This is a genomic window from Candidatus Pristimantibacillus lignocellulolyticus (assembly GCA_023639215.1).
Lineage (GTDB): Bacteria > Bacillota > Bacilli > Paenibacillales > Paenibacillaceae > Pristimantibacillus > Pristimantibacillus lignocellulolyticus.
Window position 1 is genome coordinate 3,067,514 of the sequence record CP097899.1, and the last position, 20,004, is coordinate 3,087,517.

Below are 20,004 nucleotides of genomic sequence, written 5' to 3' on the forward strand. Positions count from 1 at the left end.
GTGGGTCGTGAGAAATAGCGTTCAACGTTCTAATATGAAGTCGATTTTTTTATTGTTTATTGGCATTATAGTGTTTACGTTTTTATTAAATGGTTGCAGTAGCGCAGTTTCAACGGTTACCACTATTGAAGGTGAAGAAGGGAATATCGAACATAGTAATACTGAAGAAGTTACTTTAGTAATTGGAGCTTATTCTGTAGCCAAAGATGCGATAGAGGAACTATTACCGTTATTCCAAGAGAAATGGTTAACTGAAACGGGTCAAAAGGTGATCTATCAACAATCGTATGAGGCATCTGGTACACAAGCTAGAGCCATTATTGGTGGATTCGATGCAGATATTGCGATTCTTGCAATGGAAGGCGATATCGATACGATAGAGGCAGCGGGGCTTATTACTCATGATTGGCGCAATAATGAGCACAAAGGAATGATTTCACGTTCAATCGTTGTGCTTGGCGCAAGAGAAGGTAATCCGCTTCAAATACAAGATTGGAGTGATCTTACTAGAGAAGATGTGAAAGTGTTATATCCCAATCCTAAAACTTCAGGTGGTGCACAGTGGGATATAAATGCGATCTTTGGAGCAGGTCTGAAGCTATCTGAGCAGGAACTCGGATATGCGGATGAGCAATATGCGAAAAACTTCTTAAAGCAAATACACGCTAATGTTGAGTCTCTAGACAAAAGCGGACGCGCTTCAATGGCGGCTTTTGAGTATGGTGTCGGAGATGTTATCGTTACTTACGAGAATGAATTGCGTGCTCGAATAAGTAAAGGTATACCTTACGAGATAATTATTCCAGAGCATACGTTATTAATTGAAAATCCGATAGCAATTGTAGATAAACATGTTGACGAGCATCAAAATCGTGAAGTTGCTCAAGCATTTTATAACTATATGATGTCAGAGGAAGCTCAAACGATTTTTGTGAAACATGGGTTTAGAGCAGTAAATGAGCAAGTAGCTGCTAATAGTAAAGATCAATTCGAGCAACCTGCTGATATATTTGACATTGAGTATTTAGGTGGATGGGATAAGGTGCGTGAGTTGTTGTACTCGAAGCGTGGGATATGGTACCAAGTTCTCGCCGACCTTTAGAGGATACTCAAATTGTTCACTTGTGATTACGATGTGAAGCTACGCAGTGGATTCGACATCGAAGCTTGCATTCATCGGAAGCTTGTGGTGCTCATGTACCAAAAACGTACATTCCGCTCCTCATTTCCTATCTTCATGCGATCTTCTTGGTACTAACAAGTGAACAATTTGAGCTTTTATTTGAAGAGGATACTCAAATCGTTCACTTGTGATTACGATGTGAAGCTACGCAGTGGATTCGACATCGAAGCTTGCATTCATCGGAAGCCTGAAAATCAAATAGAACTAAGTTAGCAGATATTCTTAAAATATTTGCTAGCTTAGTTCTATTTATGGTTGCTTTCTTCGGCAAAATAGCATACCATTATTTTAGAATCATTCTAAATTGAGAAATAATGATATAATAGTTGTATGTAAAGTTGTCTGTAGGAGGCGTAAGTATGAATATACAAGCTGAAGTTGAGAAAATTAAACACAGCTTAATGGAAAGTGGATATAAGCTAACTACACAGCGTGAAATTATAGTCCGTGTGCTTCTTGAGAATGAAGAAGATCATTTGAGTGCGGAAGATGTATATATGCTTGTCAAAGTGAAATTCCCTGAAATCGGTCTTGCGACGGTATATCGAACACTAGAGCTTCTCGCAGAATTGCAAATTGTAGCCAAAATGAACTTTGGTGACGGCGTTGCAAGATTTGATCTACGTGGACAGGACCATGAGCATATGCATCATCATCTGATCTGCCATACATGCGGCGCATTAGAAGAGATCAAGGATGACTGGTTATTAGAGTTGGAACTACGTCTTGAAGAGGAATATGGTTTTAAGGTTGTAGATCATCGTCTTGATTTTATCGGTAATTTCAAAGCTTGTGTAAATCCCAAATGTAAAAGTCATAGTAAATAATATGTATACACATATAAAGCCGTAGCAATCCATTCAATAATGGAGCTACGGCTTTTTCATATATATTTATTGTTTTGCCTTCAAAATAATTATAGATATTGTATGGGAAGTGCATAATATAAGCAAATGATACTTATATGGAGTCGCAAGTGCTATTTGTTGAAAACAAACTTATCTATAACATGACTTACACCATCTTCATTGTTAGATAAGGTGATGTAATCTGCAATCTCTTTGAGCATTGGAACGGCATTGCCCATTGCTACACCAAGGCCTGCTGCTAAAATCATTTCACGATCATTCCATGCATCACCGATTGCAATGGTTTCGTCCATAGAAGCACCAATATGTTGAGCCAAGTATTTGAGTGCATGACCTTTAGTACCTTCTTTGTGCATGAACTCAAGATAATGCGCTTTAGATTTTGTAATATGAAGTTGATCCCCCAGTAGATCTTGTAAAATTACAATATGATGATCTAACACCTCAGGTTCATCAATAATTAGCATTTTGTGATTCGGTTTGTCGATCAGTTTTGAGAAATCTGGTTCAATTTCATAGGGGATATTGACTAATTGAGAATAAGTTTGAATTCGAGCATTATCTTCAGTGCCATATAATATATCATCAACATATAATTGCAAATGTAAGTTATGTTCTTTCGCATACTGCAATAATTTGCGTGCTGCATCTACTGGAACACAACGTTCGTACAAAACCTGCTCATCAAGCAAAGTTTTGACTAGCGCACCTTGATAGGTGATAATTGGTACATTGAGTTGAATTTGGTCAGCAATTTTACGAGCCGATGAATACATGCGTCCCGTCGCTAAAGTAACCGTTACCCCTGCATCAATAGCTTGTGCTAGTGATTGTTTTGTACCTTCTGTAACAATAATATCATCGTTAAGTAATGTATCATCGATGTCAATTGCAATTAATTTGTACATAGTTGTAGAAAACTCCCTTCAGACTGCTGTTAATAAGCTAGTATGATTGTAACGAAAACAAACCAGACATACAAGGAGAAACGTTCATGGAACCATTTGAAAAGAAAGCAAGTAACACGAATAAATACGTCATCATTTTTGTAGTAATCGCATTAGTTGGAGGGTTTTGGGGCGGACAAGCATGGGCAAAACGTCAGTACTCAGTAATGGATGCTGAAGGTTTTAATTTGCTACAAGCATCGTATAGTAAAATTCAAGATAAATATTTGTATGGAGCGAATAGTGGGGAGCTGATCGACGGCGCAATCGCTGGGATGGTTAGCTCATTAGGGGATCAATATTCACAGTACTTAGCCGATGAAGCGGGAGAAAATTACGCGGATTCTTACAATAGTAACTTTTATGGTATAGGCACAGAAGTGCAACAAAAGGATGGTAAATTCTTCATTAGTGTATTAGTGAAAGATATGCCAGCTGAAAAAGTAGGCTTGAAACCTGGTGATGAGATAGTAACGATCGATCAGCAATCTGTTGAAGGATATACTTTCAATGAACTGCTAAGTAAAGTTCGTGGAAAGAAAGGAACTAGCGTAGTCATTGGGATAAAGCGCGGAGAGACTATTACAGATTTCAATATAGAACGTGCCGAAATTCCAGTTCATACCGTTAGCCTGAAGCAACTGGATAATAATATTGGAATGATCGCTATTTCTCGTTTTACTGAAGCTACGGATGTTGAATTCAAAGAGGCATTAGCTAGCTTAACGAAAGATGGAGATATGAAGGGTTTAATTATCGATCTACGTTCGAATCCAGGCGGATTGCTTAATCAGACGGTTGAGATAGCGAATGTACTAGTTCCAAACGGTAAAAAAATACTCGACGTGGTCTACAAGAATGAAGAGAAGACGATAAGCTTCCTTTCCAAGCAGGAAGAACCTTTTAATATCCCTATAGTAGTGCTTGTGAACCAATACTCCGCTAGCGCAAGTGAAGTACTTGCTGCAGCTCTAAAGGAATCAGCGGATGCGCGTGTTGTGGGCGTGAAGACATACGGTAAAGGTGTAGTTCAATCTTATGAGCAATTCCGCTCTGGCTCAGTACTTGTATTGACAGAAGCTGAATGGAAAACACCGAGCGGAAGTGGTATTCATAAAATAGGTGTTGAGCCAACTGATGTCGTAGAGCTACCTGAATATATGAATTTGAAACCTATTAGTAATGGTGTAGAGCTTCAACTGAATAGCTTTGGTGATGATGTGATCGCATTGCAGAAAATGCTATTAGCACTCGGTTACTCTCCTTCAGATAATGGATTATATGACGAGGCAACAGTGCAAGCAGTGAAACAATATGAGTCTGCAAAAGGTATAGATGTCGATGGTTTATATACAGATGAAGTAGGTAATTTACTTGTCGAAGACATTAGAAGTTTACTTCAAGCTAATGACTACCAGTTGCAAAAAGCAGAACAATTATTGAAAAAATAACGATGTAAATTTAATACATCTCTTGCTAGTTCATGCAAGGTGTGATAATATGATTTATATTGATATTAAGACCTTAGTCACAGCCAGTAATTAGGCTTTCGTTAATTCAATTGCCGTAAATTCGGTTGTGACTTTTTGTGAATACAGGGACTTAGTAAATACTTATAAGGTGGTAACGACTTTGGAACAAGGTATCGTTAAATGGTTTAATGCAGAAAAAGGTTTTGGCTTCATTTCAGTTGAAGGTGGAAGCGATGTATTCGTTCACTTCAGCGCTATCGTAAGCGAAGGCTTCAAATCTTTGGATGAAGGCGACCGTGTAGAATTCAATATTGTACAAGGTAACCGTGGTCCTCAAGCTGAAAACGTTGTAAAACTTTAATTTTACGCGTTAGCTTGAAAAAGGTGTCTGACTCATTCTTCGGAATGAATCAGGCACCTTTTTTTGTTGAATAAAATAAGAAACCTCTACGGAACCTGTAATTTGGTTCAAGAAAAATCGGCAAATATCCATCTAGCTCATAATAATCGTTGACATTGCTTCTGATAATCATTATCATCATAAGTGTTGAGATTGATTATCATTATGGGTGGTGGGTGCTACATGAAGATTAAGTATTGCAAGCGTAGCTTAGAACAAGGCTTGAAACCAGTATATAAGAGTTTGAAAAAAAAATATCCTGAATTGAAACAGAAGAAGACAGGATGTCTTGGGCAATGTAAGTCTTGTAGATCTGGATGCTTTGTAATGATTAAATCGCAGCCCATTATAGAAGCTAACCCTGATAAGTTGTATAAGCGACTGAAAAAGATCGTAGGCTAATATAGGTAGTTCAAAAAGTTTGACCGTGATCACGATGACTCGTTTAGAAGCGAAATCGATGAGAAAAGTTGGAAAAAAATGATGTCCACACTTTGCCTAGCGCCATTTGTATGTTAGAATGATTACAAATAAGAGATGCGAGGTGCACATTTATGAATGATAATTTAGCAACGGCACTTAATGACCAGATGAACTTTGAATTTTATTCCGCGCATGTGTATCTAGCTATGGCAGCGCATTGCTCGGCTGATAATCTTGATGGCTTCGCGAATTTTTTCCTTGTGCAAGCAGAAGAAGAACGTTTTCACGGTATGAAAATATATAAATTTTTGAATGATCGTGGACGTCGTGCAACGATTCAAGCATTGGCAGAGCCGAATAACACATATGAATCTGTACTTGAAGTATTCGAACAGGGTTACAAGCATGAAATGCAAAATACAAAACGTTTCTATGACCTTTCTGATATTGCAATGAACGACCGTGAACATGCTACAATTAACTTCTTGAAATGGTTCATTGATGAACAAGTTGAAGAAGAAGCATTATTCGATGGAATTATTACAAAGCTAAAACGTATTGATCAAGATAGCAATGCTTTCTATATGCTTGATGCGGAGTTTGCTACTCGTTCATTCGATCCTGCAGCGGAAGCTTAATAAGATAACGAATTAACATAAGTCGAACCGTCATGTTAGCAGGCAGCCTGCGAACATGGCGGTTTTTATTTGTATAGCTAGCAATGTTGCTGGGCAAAGATGAAGATAGTCTAATTTTCTAATCTAAGGGGTACATCCAATTATTAAATGTATGCTCTAGCCTTCTTATTTGCTGTGGAATTAGTTACAATAGTATAATACGGATTCATTTACAAAGAGTAGAACGAAAGCTGAGGGACAATACATGAAAGTCGTACTATCAACACTGAATGCGAAATTTATTCATACATCGCTTGCATTGCGCTGTCTAAAAGCATTTAGTGGTCATAAATTTGATATGGACATTGCAGAATATACAATCAAAGACCCTGCAATGAATATCGTATCTGATATATTTGCAAGAGAGCCTGATGTCGTAGGATTCTCATGTTACATTTGGAATATTGAAGAAACGATTACTGTCGTTAATATGTTACGAAAAATAAAACCAGAACTGAAAATTATTTTAGGTGGCCCTGAGGTAAGTTATGATACTGAGCAATGGATGGAACGACTTACTGATGTAGATTTTATCGTTATGGGTGAAGGGGAGGAAACTTTCGATCATCTATTAACAGAAATTGAAACAACGCAAAAATATCATATGGTATTTGGAATCGCTTATCGTAAACATTTAGCTGATAGCGTAGAGATTCGTATCAATCCAGGTCGTCCGAAGCTTGATCTAAATACACTTCCGTCACCATACCGGTTTGAGGAAGATCTTCCGCAGTTGGCTAACCGCATCGTCTATTTTGAGACAAGCCGTGGCTGTCCGTTCAGTTGTCAATTCTGTCTATCGAGTATTGAAGTAGGCGTACGTTATTTCGATATCGAGCGCACGAAAGCGGATATTATCTATCTTATTGATCAAGGTGCAAAGTTAATTAAATTCGTTGACCGTACCTTTAATATTAAACGTGATTATGCGCTTGAAATGTTCCAATTCTTAATCGAGAATCATCGTGGCTGTGTGTTCCAATTCGAGATTACGGCAGATATTATGCGTCCAGAGGTACTTGATTATTTGGCTGAGAATGCACCTCCAGGTGTATTCCGTTTTGAGATAGGTGTTCAATCTACGAATGATGTAACCAATCTAGCTGTTCAACGTCGTCAGAACTGGAGTAAGCTTGTTCGTACCGTTACGAAAGTACAGCAGTCTAGAAAGATAGATCAGCATCTGGATTTAATCGCAGGGTTACCACTTGAGAACTATGATACGTTCCGTGGCACGTTTAATGATGTATTTGCACTTCGTCCTGAGGAACTGCAACTTGGTTTCTTGAAAATGTTACGAGGTACTGGCTTACGTAATGAAGCGGATAAATGGGGCTACATCTACCAAGATCGTGCACCGTATGAAATGCTTGGTAATGATCTAATGCCATTTGCTGATATTGTTAGAATTAAACGAGTAGAGGATGTTCTAGAGAAATACTGGAATGACCATCGTATGGATAGTACATTGCTATATCTTGTTGATCATGTATTTGATTCGCCGTTTGATTTCTTCCAAAGTTTCGGTGATTATTGGGAAGGACAAGGTTGGCAGAAAATTGGTCATCAACTAGAGGATCTATTCTCACGCTTGTGGTCTTATCTTGTCTACGCACAAGAGGTTGAAGGGCATCAACTTGATCTTCCGGTATTACAAGGTTTGATGAAGCTAGATTATTATAGAAACCATCGCTATAAACCTCGTAAAGTGTGGTGGGATTCCATCATGGATAAATCTGAATGGTCAAGCTGGATGAAGAAACTAACTGAGCAACCAGAACAAGTCAATGAGCAGTTTGCAAACTATCGCTTCAATGAGCGTGATTTGCAGAAGCATATCGTCTTAGAAACAGTTCCATTCAATATGCCACATTATCTTGAGACAGGTGAGGTGGTAGCTGAAGGAGAATCATTGCTAATTGCGATGTATATTCAGGAGCAGGGTGAGAAACAATCCTCGGCTAACATATATAGTATTAATATTAGCCAAGTGGTACAACAATAGAATATATTTTTATTTAATGGAAACGAGTATATGAGTCAGTTCATCATCGAAAAAGATAATGGTGCTAAACCATTACTAAACACATATCAAAAAAATCAGCTTATATAAGTAAAAGCCAGTAGTATGGGAGAAGTTCTCCGCATTCTACTGGTTTTTTCGTTGCAACTATAATACGTTACTCACCTGGTACGATGCTTCGTAATACAACTAGATTACCATTAAGCGTATACGCTCCTAAAGTTGCAGGTATTAGGAAACACTGACCTGCTGCCAACTCTTGCTGCTCATTACCCCAGCTAATCGTTCCAGTACCTTCCGCAATAACAATAATCTCAAAACTATCAATGCTCGTTGTGAGAGTAGTAGAATCTGAGAGTACCCCTTTTTCGACAACGAAGTAAGGAGATGTAGCGATCGTTAGCCACTGACCAGCTTGCATAGCCGTTGTATCAACATAAGAAGCGCCTGCACCTTCATATGCAACTACAGCTAATGAATCTTCAATATGTAACTCGCGCAGTTGTCCGTCAAGCCCTAGTCGATTGTAATCATATAAGCGATAAGTTGTGTCGGAGTTTTGTTGGATTTCAGCAACTACGACGCCTGAACAGAGGGCATGTACTGTTCCTGAAGGGATATAGAATGCATCTCCTGCCTTAACGGATACTTCTTGCAGACTATCCATAATGTTGCCATCGGCAATAGCTTGTGCAAGCTGATCGCGAGAAACATCTTCCTTCAAACCATAAATAATCTTCGCATTAGGTTGTGCGGATAGAATATACCACATTTCTGTTTTGCCTAACTCTCCAGCTGGCAATTGATCATAATCATCAGTAGGATGGACTTGCACTGATAAATCATCATTGCAATCTAATAGTTTAATAAGTAGCGGGAACCGATCGCTCTTACTTGAGACACCATTTTTACCAAACCAAGCAGTACCGAATTGTTCACGAATAATATCTAACCCTGTACCAGCTAGCGTGCCGTTGATAACCTTTGTTATGCCGTTTGGATGGTCACTGATCATCCAACCTTCTCCAATCGCTCCTTCTGGAGGTGTTAGACAGAACTTCTCTAATCCACGACCGCCCCATATACGTTCCTTGAATTCTGGTTGGAATTGTAATGGGTATGGAGAGATATTACCTGGCTGGAATAACTCGAGAAACTCGCCGTCTGGGCCGTAGAAGAAGAAATATAAAGAGCCATCAGGTAAACGAACCAATTCTTCATCTTGAAGCTTAACCTCAGGTAATAGTTGCATACGTTCAAATTCCGCTTCTATATTTGTAACGGTAAATGCGATATGATGGACCTTACCTTCAGCAGGAAGGTTTTCATTATAGTTTTGAATAAGTTCAATTACGGTTTCATTAGAATTTGGATAACCAAGAAAAGCTAAAAGGATCAAACCGTTAGAGTGTGGCATTGTACGCAAATGTTTTAAGCCAAGTACCTTGGTGTAAAATTCGATAGAGGTTTCAATATCTTTTACCATAAGACCGACATGTTCAATTTTTTGAATAGGCATAGCTATACTCCTTTATCATTCGATTCTATTAAAGTGAGATATTACGAGCGTTTTTCAATCCCTATGAGATAAGGGGCATGTTGACGTTGGAGCTGTCGATACATTATACATTGAGCTCGCCGGGCGGGTAAATTACTTGCCCATTGCTGCACGACATCGGCTTCGGTATCTCCCCCAGCATGACCAGGGTAGAGCATACAAGTAATAATCCCACCAACTTTAAGCAAGTCAAGTGATTGTTCAAGCGCTTCGATCGTTGAGCTAGGTATCGTAATGATGCTCTCATCACCACCAGGGAAATATCCTAGATTGAACATAATTGCACCTACTGAACCTACTTGCTCAACATACTTATCCATATTAGAATGGCTATCGCAAATAAGCGAAACGGTAGCTAATGTAGATTGATCATGGCATTGCTGCAATCGCATAGCCGTCTTATCTAAAGCTTCCTGTTGAATATCAAATGCGAGTACGTTACCCTTTGCGCCGACAAGTTGAGCCAGTGCAAGTGTATCTACACCGCCTCCAGCAGTAGCGTCAATCACAAATCCACCAGTAGACACACGTTCAGCAATCCAGCGGTGAGCCATTGTTAAAGCAGATATAAAACCCATCGTTATTCCTCCAGTCCCCATAACTTGCCTTGCCATGTATTGCGAACTTTAAGCTCGCGATCAATGCCGTTAAGGACTTCCCATTTCCTCATGCTCCACATTGGCCCAATAATAAGATCTTTTGGTGCATCTCCTGTAAGACGATGAACAGTCATTTCAGGAGGCAATATTTCAAGCGTGTCGACAATTAGCTTTATATATTCATCCATTTCTAGAAATTGAAGTAGTCCTGCTTCATATTGTTTCACCATTGGTGTTTTTTTCATAAGATGTAGTAAATGAATTTTTATTCCTTGAACATCCATCTTGGCAACTTGTCTACCAGTTTCAAGCATCATTTCATGCGTTTCTCCAGGTAGACCATAAATAATATGGGTGCAGACACGGATATTGCGTTCACGCAGGCGTCGCACAGCATCAACGTAACATGCTGTATCATGTGCACGGTTAATTAATATAGATGTAGTCTCATGAACAGTTTGCAATCCCATTTCAACCCACAGGTAAGTACGCTCATTCAGCTCAGCCAAATAATCAACAACATCATCTGGCAAGCAATCGGGGCGAGTGGCAATAGATAGCCCCACAACTCCAGGCTGATCTAAAATCACTTCAAAGTATTCACGTAACGTCTCTACAGAAGCGTAAGTGTTTGTATAAGCTTGGAAATACCCGATATATTTGGCGTTAGGCCATTTTTGATGTTGGCGATCACGAATCTTATTGAATTGAGTAACAAGATCGTCGCGTCTACTTCCAGCGAAATCACCTGATCCGCGTGCACTGCAAAACGTACAACCACCTTTAGCGATCGATCCATCGCGGTTAGGACATGTGAATCCTGCATCTAGAGTGACTTTGAATACTTTAGAATCGAACTCATGTCGCATTTCGTAATTCCAAGTATGAAAATTTTTATCTGCCCAAAGCAGAGGTTGTTCTGAAGTGTTTTGTATATTAATCATTTTTAATCATCCTTTTCGCTACTTCATCATCAATTGTAACGAAAAACAAGTTGAAAAGCCATGTTTTCGATTGCATAACTTCTATAATGTTCGGAAATGAATAATAGTGTGGAAATGAAGGTGATGACTTGTTAAAAGTAACATCATGTGTTATATTAAAAGTGCGAGATAACAATAAAAAAACCTAACATTTACTTTTTGGAAACGGATTCAAATTCGCATAATTTTATCTTCATTTTCATAATATATGATGAGGTGATTAGAGATGAATATGACAAAAATTCCACAAGGCGATGAAGTATTGACTGTTGAGCTTACAGTAAAGGAGCTTATTGCTCTAACTGGAGTGCGTTTCAATGATAACAATTCTTTGAAAGTGTCGGCTCACAAAAAATTGAATAGTGCACTTGAACAAACGATGAACAAAGATAGCTCTCACGAGCGTGCGTATTATTTGTAACAGCTAACTAAATCGAAGAGCGACGGCTGTAGCATCAGTAACGTCGCCTACATAATAATATTAAAGACTGGTAGGAGGGATTCTTCCGTATCGGTCTTTTTTGTTGTCATCTGAAAAGTTGTTCTATTGTATCGAGCTGGAATTTTGATCTTTCCTTTTGCTGCACTTATCTGGTAATATGCATAATAAATCGGAAAGTTCTTTACAAGCAAGCAATTGTTAGGCACAATAATATCTGATAATACTATGGACTTGAACATAATGAAGGAGATATAACAATGCGTCTTAGAGGGAGAAAAGGAATTCTTGAAAGCATAGAGTCACAAACTGACTTATGTGTGCTTGATGCTTCTCAATATAAAGGGAAATGGCATGAATTTTTTGGTAACGATCGTCCGATCTATGTAGAGTTAGGGATGGGAAAAGGTCAATTCATTAGTCAAATGAGTGTACGCAATCCTGAAATTAATTATATCGGTGTTGATATGTATGATGAACTTATTCGTCGTGCTAGTGAGAAAGGCCGTATTGCTTGGGAGGAAAAAGGTGAAGAAACACCTCCAAACTTAGCGTTACTTCGTGCAAATATCGAAAATATCGACGAGATGTTTGAAGATAATGAACTAGAACGAATTTATCTTAACTTTAGTGATCCATGGCCAAAGAGCAAACATGCGCGTCGTCGTTTAACTCATCCTCGCTTTGTCGAAAAGTATATAAACAAACTTAATACTCGTGGGGAAATTCATTTCAAAACGGACTCGCAATCATTGTTTGATTTCTCATTGAATAGTTTTGCAGATATGGAATTAGTAATGCGCAACATTTCGCTTAATCTTCATAAGGACGAGCCCCGTGAAGATCTTGTATTTACTGAATACGAGACGAAGTTCTATCATCTAGGACAACCTATTCACCGAGTTGAAGTTGTTATTGGTGAAGATGTATTAAAAGAACATCGCGAACAAAAGAAAACAAAATACCGTATGTAGTTAATTAATCTTACGGTGAACGAGTATAAAAAGTTGCAAAAGACAACAAAGATTTTGTCTAGTCACTACAAATAATGTAGAAATTTTAATCTAAAAAAGCTATCAGTAGCATGTCCCAATGTGGAGACTATGCCATGATAGCTTTTTTTAATATGATTTCTTTCGCTATTATCGATCAATTACTACGTTGACAAGTGATGCTAGATCCCGGAAGAACTATGCCAGAAAAATTCAACAGCATAAGCAGTGATAGTGCCAATTACTCCGCCTGCTAAAATATCTGATGGATAATGTAATCCTAGATACATACGTGACCAAGCAACAGATAATGCGACAATTAATGCCAGTGGTACAACGATGAAAGGTAATAACGAAGCATTGAGTAAAATTGGAACAATCAGAGCAAATATGGCTGTTGTATGCCCAGAAGGGAATGAAGGATCTTCTAGTGGCTTTAAGCCAATGTTTACATCAGGCAAGGACTGATATGGTCGTAAACGTCTGAATTTATGTTTTAATAGGGCGACGGGAATATGGCTGATCGCCAAAGTAGTTAGGCATTTCCAACCAATTGCAGCTATTTCGCCTTTTGCGGCAATAGCTAACAATAAAGAAAAGCTAATGGTAAAAGTAGCTCCGCCAAGATGAGTGATAATGTTCATCCAATTATGCATAAAGCGAAATGCCATGTGGTGTGATAGTCTTCGATTGGCCCATATTAACAATCGTTCCTCATGGGTCCTCAACCGACTAATCCATTTTTTCATTCGATACATCCTTCCAAATATAAAACTCAGTATGACTCAAGTTGTAATCGAGTTCTTTTTTACATGTATACTATACCATTTTAGTTTTAAGTATGGGTAATAGAAACTTTTAATTATGGTAAACCTAACAAATAAACGGAATGATCCCTTTCCTTGAAGTCAAATATGTGAGAATGGGATGTTTTCGTAGCATTGTAAAGGAAAAGTGAAGATTGTTCACGATGCAAACGCTTTTATAGCCTAATGTGGCTATTATAGACCTTTTTTTCATTTTGACAAGAGTGATAGTTACCATGCACAATCAAAAGGTTATTAAAGTTTCATGAAGGATAATAAAAATTCTTCAAACACAGAGAGAAAGAGTATTAAAAGGGGGCGATACAACATGGTTATGACAGTAGCATTTCTTGTAGTTCAAGTTCTGCTGGCAATCATTGCGGTATACCAATTTTCTTTATCAATGTTTGGTTTCAAGAAAAATAAAAGTAGACCAAAACAGAAACCGCAAAAATCATTCGCTGTGCTTGTAGCGGCGCATAACGAAGAAAAAGTAGTAGGGGCGTTAATTGAAAATCTAAAAGCAATGGATTATCCAACTGAATTGTATGACGTTTTTGTAATCTGTGACAATTGTACGGACGGTACAGCAGATATCGTACGCCAACATGGTGTATATGCTTGCGAACGAACAAATTTAGAACAACGTGGTAAAGGATTCGCTATTGAATGGATGTTGAAGGAATTATGGGCTAAGCCTCGTCAATATGATGCAGTTGTCATGTTTGATGCGGATAACTTAGTTAACCACGATTTCTTAAGTTTAATGAATGATGATCTATGTGCAGATTACAAAGTAATTCAAGGTTACCTTGATACAAAAAATCCCGATGATTCTTGGGTAACAGCTGCTTATGCGATTACGTATTGGTATTGTAATCGTCTTTGGCAGTTATCTCGTACGAATTTGAAAATGAGTAATTTCTTAGGTGGTACAGGGATGTGCTTCGATACCAACTTGTTGAAAGAAATGGGTTGGGGTGCAACGAGCTTAGTTGAAGATTTAGAGTTCTCTATGCGTTGTGTGCAGCGTAACGTATACCCAGTCTTGAATTATGATGCAAAAGTTTACGATGAAAAACCGGTTACTTTTAAAGCATCAGCTCGTCAACGCTTACGCTGGATGCAAGGTCATTTCAACGTAGCTAAAAAATTCTTTTTCCCGCTATTATGGGCAGGGATTAAAGAACGTAATCTTACAAAAGTTGATGCTGCAGTTTATTCTTTCTCTGTATACAATACACTTATAGGTTTCTTATTAACGGTGATATTGTGGATTGATATAATTATTCCAGCAGACAATGTAATTTTCTCAATCTATGGTGCGATGCCACTTTGGATCCTTACCATTGTTATCGGTGCAGCAGTTTTACAATTCCCTGCAGCAATGATGATGGAAAAAGTGAAGTCGTGGAAAATGTTTGGCCATCTATTCACTTTACCTTTCTTCTTAATTTCATGGTTCCCAATTACTTTCTATGCGTTCTTCACACAGAACAACAAAGTATGGAGCCATACAGAACATACACGAGTTGTACGTATTGAAGAAGTTAGAAGTAAGTAATCAGAAGTATATGTTGTAATTATGGGCAAATGTTTGACATGTGATCCGAGTTATGATATATTATCTAAGGATTATTAATTGAATACATTGCACAAGTAGAAGCACCCGCTTCTCACCTGTTCGGTACGAACTGACTGGTAGCGATGAACGAATGCAGAATAATCGGATGGTTAAACATTCGATTTCGATGATACATTACGTTTATAGGATGCGGGTTCAATTGAACTCGCATCCTATATTTTTGTGCAGGTAATATAATTTGGAGGTGGAACATTATTAGCAGAGAACATCAAATCAACGACGAAATTCGCGCTCGTGAGGTTCGTTTAGTTGGTCCAGAGAGTGAACAAATTGGAATCAAGCCATTACGTGAAGCATTACAAATGGCGATTGAATTGAATCTTGATCTTGTTAACGTTGCTCCAACAGCGAAACCACCAGTATGTCGTATTATGGACTATGGTAAGTTCCGTTATGAACAACAGAAGAAAGAAAAAGAAGCACGCAAAAACCAAAAAGTTGTTGATATAAAAGAAGTTTGGTTCCGTGCAAACATTGATGAACATGATTATCAAACTAAATTCCGTAATGTTGTGAAATTCTTGAACGAAGGCGACAAAGTGAAAGCTTCTGTTCGTTTCCGTGGTCGTGAAATTGCACATGCTGATTTAGGGAAAAAGATTTTAGATCGTTTACAAAAAGAGGTTGCCGAAATATGCAATGTTGAGCGCGCTCCTAAGCTTGAAGGCCGGAGCATGATTATGATTTTGGCACCAAAAAGCAATGCCTAAACTTATGTATAACTTTTAAGGAGGATAATTACAATGCCCAAGATGAAAACGCATAGCAGTCTTAAAGACCGCTTCAAAATTACTGGTACAGGTAAAGTTAAACGTTACAAAGCTTACAGAAACCATTTGCTTTCTCACAAATCAGGACGTCAAAAACGTGTTCTTGCTGGTCAACCATTGATGGCAGCTGGCGACGTTCGTCGTATTCAGCAAGGTCTTTCTAATCTTAAATAATTATTGAACAATAAATCGATTATACCTTCAGGAGGTTACTATTCATGGCAAGAGTTAAAGGCGGATTTGTCCGTACACGTCGTCGTAAAAAAATTCTTAAATTAGCTAAAGGTTACTTTGGTTCGAAGCATCGCTTATTTAAATCGGCTAAGGAGCAAGTTGGTCACTCATTAATGTATGCTTACCGTGACCGTCGTAACAAAAAACGTGATTTCCGTAGACTTTGGATCGTTCGTATCAATGCTGCTGCACGTATGAACGGCATCTCTTATAGCAAATTAATGCATGGTTTGAAACTTGCAGGCGTTGAAGTTAACCGTAAAATGTTAGCTGAACTAGCTGTTAACGATATTGCATCTTTCAATTCTTTAGCAAAAGTTGCAAAAGAAAAAGTTGGCGCTTAGTCGTTAACTTCTAAATAGAGGCTCTAATTATCTTTTTGATGAGATAATTAGAGCCTTTTTTGTTGTGTAGACGGACATACATACAGTCCTGTCCGCGGTAAGATGCATATACTGTCCTATCGAATAGAGGAGGTGTCTTATCAAGTGAAAAACTTAGCAAAGAAAGACTTTGAACAGTATGTAGGTAAACATATATATATTGAAAAAGCTAATGGTAAAAAAGTAAAAGGAAAACTTGTTGCGGTAGACGGAAATCGTATATTTCTAGCGCCGCTTACAGCAGATAATAATAAAAAAGTAGAAACTAAATTTTTATTTTGTTTCTTTATTTTTGGTATCATTGCAGTTGGACTATTAGCATTTCTAGTTTGCTCATGCTGTGGAGCACGTCGTGGACGCTGTGGCTGTGGTTGCGGGTTTCAGCGTCGTCGACCTTGTGGATGTAACAGATGTAGACGTAGAAAAAGATTTCACAGAAGACGTAGATTTGCATAAAATAGAAATAAAATGTTAAACTTATAAAAGAATAACTATAGGTTATTGACGGATGTGTTTAATCGTCATATAATAATGAAAAGTAATATCCAATGTATATTTATACTATCTACGATATAAAGCAATCGGCAATGATGAGGAAAAAGTATTTAGGGCTCTACTGCTCAGAGAGTATTGGATTAGCTGAAACCAATACCAGAATCCCTATATTACGAAGTCGCCTCTGAGCTATTTCCCTGAAAAGTGTTTGATTAGGGGGATTCGCATGGCAAGCGTTAAAGTGCCTATGGTAGGAAGTTCCATGTTTATTTATGCATGACTCTTACCTGTTGAGGTTGTCTACTGAGAAGTGGATAACGAATTTGGGTGGTACCACGGAAGATAAACCTTTCGTCCCTGTACACTTTCATGAAAATGATTGTGGGCAGAGACGGAAGGTTTTTTTGTTTTCGAGAGGAGGAATATAAATGACAACAACAAACGTTACAACGAAATCAAGAGAAGAGCTAATCGAAAAATTTTCTAAACCAGAGGTAATTTCAGGTTCTGAAATACTACTAAGAAGCTTATTACTTGAGGGAGTAGATTGTGTATTCGGATATCCAGGTGGCGCAGTTCTTTATATATATGATGCAATGCACGGAAATCCAGATTTCAACCATCTACTAACAAGACATGAACAAGGCGCTATCCATGCAGCTGATGGATATGCCCGTGCTAGTGGTAAAGTAGGCGTATGTATAGCGACCTCTGGACCAGGAGCAACAAATCTTGTAACAGGTATCGCAACAGCATATATGGATTCCGTACCAATGGTTGTAATTACAGGAAACGTTATTAGTACATTAATCGGTACAGACGCTTTCCAAGAGGCTGATATTACAGGAATTACAATGCCAATTACGAAGCACAGTTATTTGGTTCGTGATGTTGAAGATTTACCAAGAGTTATTCACGAAGCATTCCATATTGCTAATAGTGGTCGTAAAGGTCCAGTATTAATTGATATTCCTAAAGATGTATCTGCTGCGAAAACATTGTTTAAGCCGGTTAACGAAGTTAGTATTCGTGGCTACAATCCAACGGTATCACCGAATAAGCTGCAAGTTGATAAAATGATTAAAGCAATTAAAGAAGCAAAACGCCCGATCATTCTTGCTGGTGGCGGTGTAGTCTACTCTGGTGCTCATGAACAACTTCTTGAGTTCGTTCTGAAAACAGAAATTCCGATTACAACTACGCTACTAGGTCTTGGTGGGTTCCCAAGTGGTAACGATTTATGGCTTGGAATGCCAGGAATGCATGGTACTTACACTGCAAACACGTCAATACAAAAAGCGGATTTATTAATCAACATTGGTGCTCGTTTTGATGATCGTGTAACAGGTAAGCTAAGTGGTTTTGCTCCACTTGCAAAAATTGTTCATATCGATATCGACCCAGCTGAAATTGGTAAAAACGTGCATGCAGACATTCCAATCGTTGGTGATGTTAAAACTGTACTTGAAGTTGCAAACCAAACGGCAACTCGTGCTAATCTTGCAGATGAGTGGAGACAGGAAGTGCTTGCTTCTAAGAAGCAACATCCATTCCAATACAAAGATTCAGATACAGAACTTAAGCCTCAATGGGTTGTTGAATTAATTCATGAAACAACTAATGGTGATGCTATTGTAACAACTGACGTTGGTCAACATCAGATGTGGGCAGCTCAGTATTATAAATTCAATAAACCACGTTCATGGGTTACTTCGGGTGGTCTAGGAACAATGGGCTTTGGATTCCCATCTGCAATTGGTGCTCAAATGGCCAATCCTGATCGTCTAGTTGTATCAATCAACGGTGACGGCGGTATGCAGATGTGTGCTCAAGAATTAGCGATCTGTGCAATTAATAACATCCCAGTAAAAGTTGTTATTCTGAATAACCAAGTGTTGGGTATGGTTCGTCAATGGCAAGAGCTTATTCACGAAAACAGATTTAGTCATATTGACTTAGCTGGTAGTCCTGATTTTGTTAAACTTGCTGAAGCATATGGAGTTAAAGGCTTCCGTGCAACGAACAAAGAAGAATCTCGCAAAGTTTGGGAAGAGGCTATGAATCATCCTGGACCTGCGGTAGTAGAATTTGTTGTTCGTCGTGACGAGAACGTATATCCGATGGTTGCTCAAGGAAGCACAATCGATCAAATGATCATGGGGGATGCAGAATGAAGAAACATACTGTAGCTGTAATTGTTAACGATCAGCCAGGCGTTCTGCAACGTGTATCTGGACTGTTCGGTCGTCGTGGATTCAATATTGAAAGTATTACGGTTGGTGCCTCTGAAGAGGTGGGTTTGTCTCGTATGGTTATCGTTTCTACTGGCGATGACCATACGCTTGAACAAATTATTAAGCAACTGTATAAATTAATTGATGTAATTAAAGTAATCGATTTAAGTGCTAATGCCATGGTTTCTCGCGAATTAGCATTAATTAAAGTTAATGCTGAGCCATCAGCACGTCCAGAAGTTCTTGGCGTTGTTGATACATTCAGAGCATCTGTAGTAGATATCGCTACAAATACGTTAATGGTACAAGTTGTTGGCGATACTGAAAAAATCGATGCGATGATTGAATTGCTTAAACCATACGGTATTCGTGAGGTTTCGAGGACTGGGGTAACCGCCCTCAACCGTGGAAATGTGTCAAAGCTTTGATCACGATGTAACTCAGGGGAGAGTATTCGGCATCGAATCTTGAACGCTACTGCAACTTTTCGGTGCGCACGTACCAATAACGTACGCTTACGCTCCTAAAAGTCTTGCATCGTCCAACCTTCTCGGTGCTGAAAGCTTTGACCGCTTCGAAGTCTTCTGTAGCGTATGCATTACCTCGCAATTGGGTTTCCCAATTTCTTGGTGGAGGCTTTAGAGATTGATAAACATAAGCATTACCTCGTAATTCGATTTCCAATTTCTTGGTGCAAGCTTCAAAGAATGCTGAGTTGAGTAGTCCTTGCAATTGGACTCTCCAATTTCTTGGATTGGATGTTTTGTTTGCTTTGGAGTATGATTAGCTTATTCAGGTTTATCATTGGACTTGTCCAATGGGTTGGTAGTTTATGAACTTATAAATATTAGTTTTTTACCCCAATTTGAACG

At 38.5% G+C, this 20,004-nt stretch carries 21 protein-coding genes, 1 pseudogene and 2 other annotated features; of the genes and pseudogenes, 16 read left to right on the forward strand and 6 right to left on the reverse strand.

From position 1 onward, the window contains the following. Positions 1-34 precede the first annotated feature (34 nt). Positions 35-1,102, forward strand: coding sequence for a sulfate ABC transporter substrate-binding protein (locus NAG76_12955; GenBank protein URN96831.1), 1,068 nt, complete (start codon positions 35-37; stop codon positions 1,100-1,102). Between the two features lie 446 nt (positions 1,103-1,548). Then, positions 1,549-2,010: a transcriptional repressor gene (locus NAG76_12960; GenBank protein URN96832.1), complete on the forward strand. Its 462-nt coding sequence runs from the start codon at positions 1,549-1,551 to the stop codon at positions 2,008-2,010. Between the two features lie 152 nt (positions 2,011-2,162). On the opposite strand, the gene NAG76_12965 is transcribed toward NAG76_12960, so the two are convergent. After that, positions 2,163-2,960, reverse strand: a complete 798-nt coding sequence (locus NAG76_12965; GenBank protein ID URN92759.1) for a Cof-type HAD-IIB family hydrolase — start codon at positions 2,958-2,960, stop codon at positions 2,163-2,165. Between the two features lie 86 nt (positions 2,961-3,046). Here NAG76_12965 and NAG76_12970 point away from each other — a divergent pair, with 86 nt between their 5' ends. The 5 genes from NAG76_12970 to NAG76_12990 all read left to right on the forward strand — a co-directional run bounded on the left by NAG76_12970 (position 3,047) and on the right by NAG76_12990 (position 7,976). Beyond that, positions 3,047-4,450: a S41 family peptidase gene (locus NAG76_12970; protein ID URN92760.1), complete on the forward strand. Its 1,404-nt coding sequence runs from the start codon at positions 3,047-3,049 to the stop codon at positions 4,448-4,450. Between the two features lie 181 nt (positions 4,451-4,631). Continuing rightward, positions 4,632-4,832 (forward strand): cold-shock protein, encoded by a 201-nt coding sequence (locus NAG76_12975; GenBank protein URN92761.1) that lies wholly within the window; start codon positions 4,632-4,634, stop codon positions 4,830-4,832. Between the two features lie 222 nt (positions 4,833-5,054). After that, positions 5,055-5,273 (forward strand): DUF1450 domain-containing protein, encoded by a 219-nt coding sequence (locus tag NAG76_12980; protein ID URN92762.1) that lies wholly within the window; start codon positions 5,055-5,057, stop codon positions 5,271-5,273. Between the two features lie 152 nt (positions 5,274-5,425). Beyond that, positions 5,426-5,932, forward strand: coding sequence for a ferritin (locus NAG76_12985; GenBank protein URN92763.1), 507 nt, complete (start codon positions 5,426-5,428; stop codon positions 5,930-5,932). A gap of 244 nt (positions 5,933-6,176) precedes the next feature. Further along, positions 6,177-7,976: a B12-binding domain-containing radical SAM protein gene (locus tag NAG76_12990; protein URN92764.1), complete on the forward strand. Its 1,800-nt coding sequence runs from the start codon at positions 6,177-6,179 to the stop codon at positions 7,974-7,976. A gap of 175 nt (positions 7,977-8,151) precedes the next feature. On the opposite strand, the gene NAG76_12995 is transcribed toward NAG76_12990, so the two are convergent. From NAG76_12995 to NAG76_13010, 4 genes and pseudogenes are all read right to left on the reverse strand, one after another. Beyond that, positions 8,152-9,123 carry a class I mannose-6-phosphate isomerase gene (locus tag NAG76_12995; protein URN96833.1) on the reverse strand — a complete coding sequence of 324 codons (972 nt, stop codon included), beginning with the start codon at positions 9,121-9,123 and terminating at the stop codon, positions 8,152-8,154. A gap of 78 nt (positions 9,124-9,201) precedes the next feature. Next, a pseudogene (locus NAG76_13000) lies at positions 9,202-9,480 on the reverse strand (VOC family protein). Positions 9,481-9,554: 74 nt separating this feature from the next. Further along, positions 9,555-10,130, reverse strand: a complete 576-nt coding sequence (gene mraW, locus NAG76_13005) for a 16S rRNA (cytosine(1402)-N(4))-methyltransferase (protein ID URN92765.1) — start codon at positions 10,128-10,130, stop codon at positions 9,555-9,557. A gap of 2 nt (positions 10,131-10,132) precedes the next feature. Next, the gene (locus NAG76_13010) at positions 10,133-11,095 is read right to left on the reverse strand and encodes a TIGR01212 family radical SAM protein (protein URN92766.1); all 963 of its coding nucleotides are present in this window, start codon (positions 11,093-11,095) and stop codon (positions 10,133-10,135) included. 265 nt (positions 11,096-11,360) lie between these two features. Between NAG76_13010 and NAG76_13015 the strand changes: the two genes are divergently transcribed. Together NAG76_13015 and trmB are read left to right on the forward strand one after the other, a co-directional pair. Further along, a complete protein-coding gene (locus NAG76_13015; protein ID URN92767.1) occupies positions 11,361-11,555 on the forward strand; it encodes a hypothetical protein in 195 nt (64 codons plus the stop codon). Positions 11,556-11,833: 278 nt separating this feature from the next. After that, on the forward strand, positions 11,834-12,547 hold the full coding sequence (gene trmB, locus NAG76_13020) for a tRNA (guanosine(46)-N7)-methyltransferase TrmB (protein URN92768.1): 714 nt from the start codon (positions 11,834-11,836) through the stop codon (positions 12,545-12,547). 200 nt (positions 12,548-12,747) lie between these two features. Here the strand turns inward: trmB and NAG76_13025 are convergent, their stop codons facing one another. Then, entirely contained in the window at positions 12,748-13,314 is a 567-nt protein-coding gene (locus tag NAG76_13025) for a phosphatase PAP2 family protein (protein URN92769.1), read from the reverse strand. Between the two features lie 391 nt (positions 13,315-13,705). Here NAG76_13025 and NAG76_13030 point away from each other — a divergent pair, with 391 nt between their 5' ends. The 7 genes from NAG76_13030 (at position 13,706) to ilvN (ending at position 19,560) form a co-directional block, all read left to right on the forward strand. Continuing rightward, on the forward strand, positions 13,706-14,935 hold the full coding sequence (locus NAG76_13030) for a glycosyltransferase (GenBank protein URN96834.1): 1,230 nt from the start codon (positions 13,706-13,708) through the stop codon (positions 14,933-14,935). An 87-nt stretch (positions 14,936-15,022) separates the two neighbouring features. Continuing rightward, positions 15,023-15,181, forward strand: a sequence feature (ribosomal protein L20 leader region). A 47-nt stretch (positions 15,182-15,228) separates the two neighbouring features. Beyond that, a complete protein-coding gene (gene infC, locus NAG76_13035; GenBank protein URN96835.1) occupies positions 15,229-15,726 on the forward strand; it encodes a translation initiation factor IF-3 in 498 nt (165 codons plus the stop codon). A 33-nt stretch (positions 15,727-15,759) separates the two neighbouring features. Continuing rightward, positions 15,760-15,960: a 50S ribosomal protein L35 gene (gene rpmI / locus NAG76_13040; GenBank protein URN92770.1), complete on the forward strand. Its 201-nt coding sequence runs from the start codon at positions 15,760-15,762 to the stop codon at positions 15,958-15,960. Between the two features lie 44 nt (positions 15,961-16,004). Next, the gene (gene rplT / locus NAG76_13045; GenBank protein URN92771.1) at positions 16,005-16,364 is read left to right on the forward strand and encodes a 50S ribosomal protein L20; all 360 of its coding nucleotides are present in this window, start codon (positions 16,005-16,007) and stop codon (positions 16,362-16,364) included. A gap of 144 nt (positions 16,365-16,508) precedes the next feature. Continuing rightward, entirely contained in the window at positions 16,509-16,859 is a 351-nt protein-coding gene (locus NAG76_13050; protein ID URN92772.1) for a hypothetical protein, read from the forward strand. Between the two features lie 122 nt (positions 16,860-16,981). After that, positions 16,982-17,260, forward strand: a binding site (T-box leader). A gap of 66 nt (positions 17,261-17,326) precedes the next feature. Further along, positions 17,327-19,072, forward strand: a complete 1,746-nt coding sequence (ilvB, locus tag NAG76_13055; protein URN92773.1) for a biosynthetic-type acetolactate synthase large subunit — start codon at positions 17,327-17,329, stop codon at positions 19,070-19,072. Then, positions 19,069-19,560, forward strand: a complete 492-nt coding sequence (gene ilvN, locus NAG76_13060) for an acetolactate synthase small subunit (protein ID URN92774.1) — start codon at positions 19,069-19,071, stop codon at positions 19,558-19,560. Before ilvB ends, ilvN begins: the two co-directional genes overlap by 4 nt. Positions 19,561-20,004 lie beyond the last annotated feature (444 nt).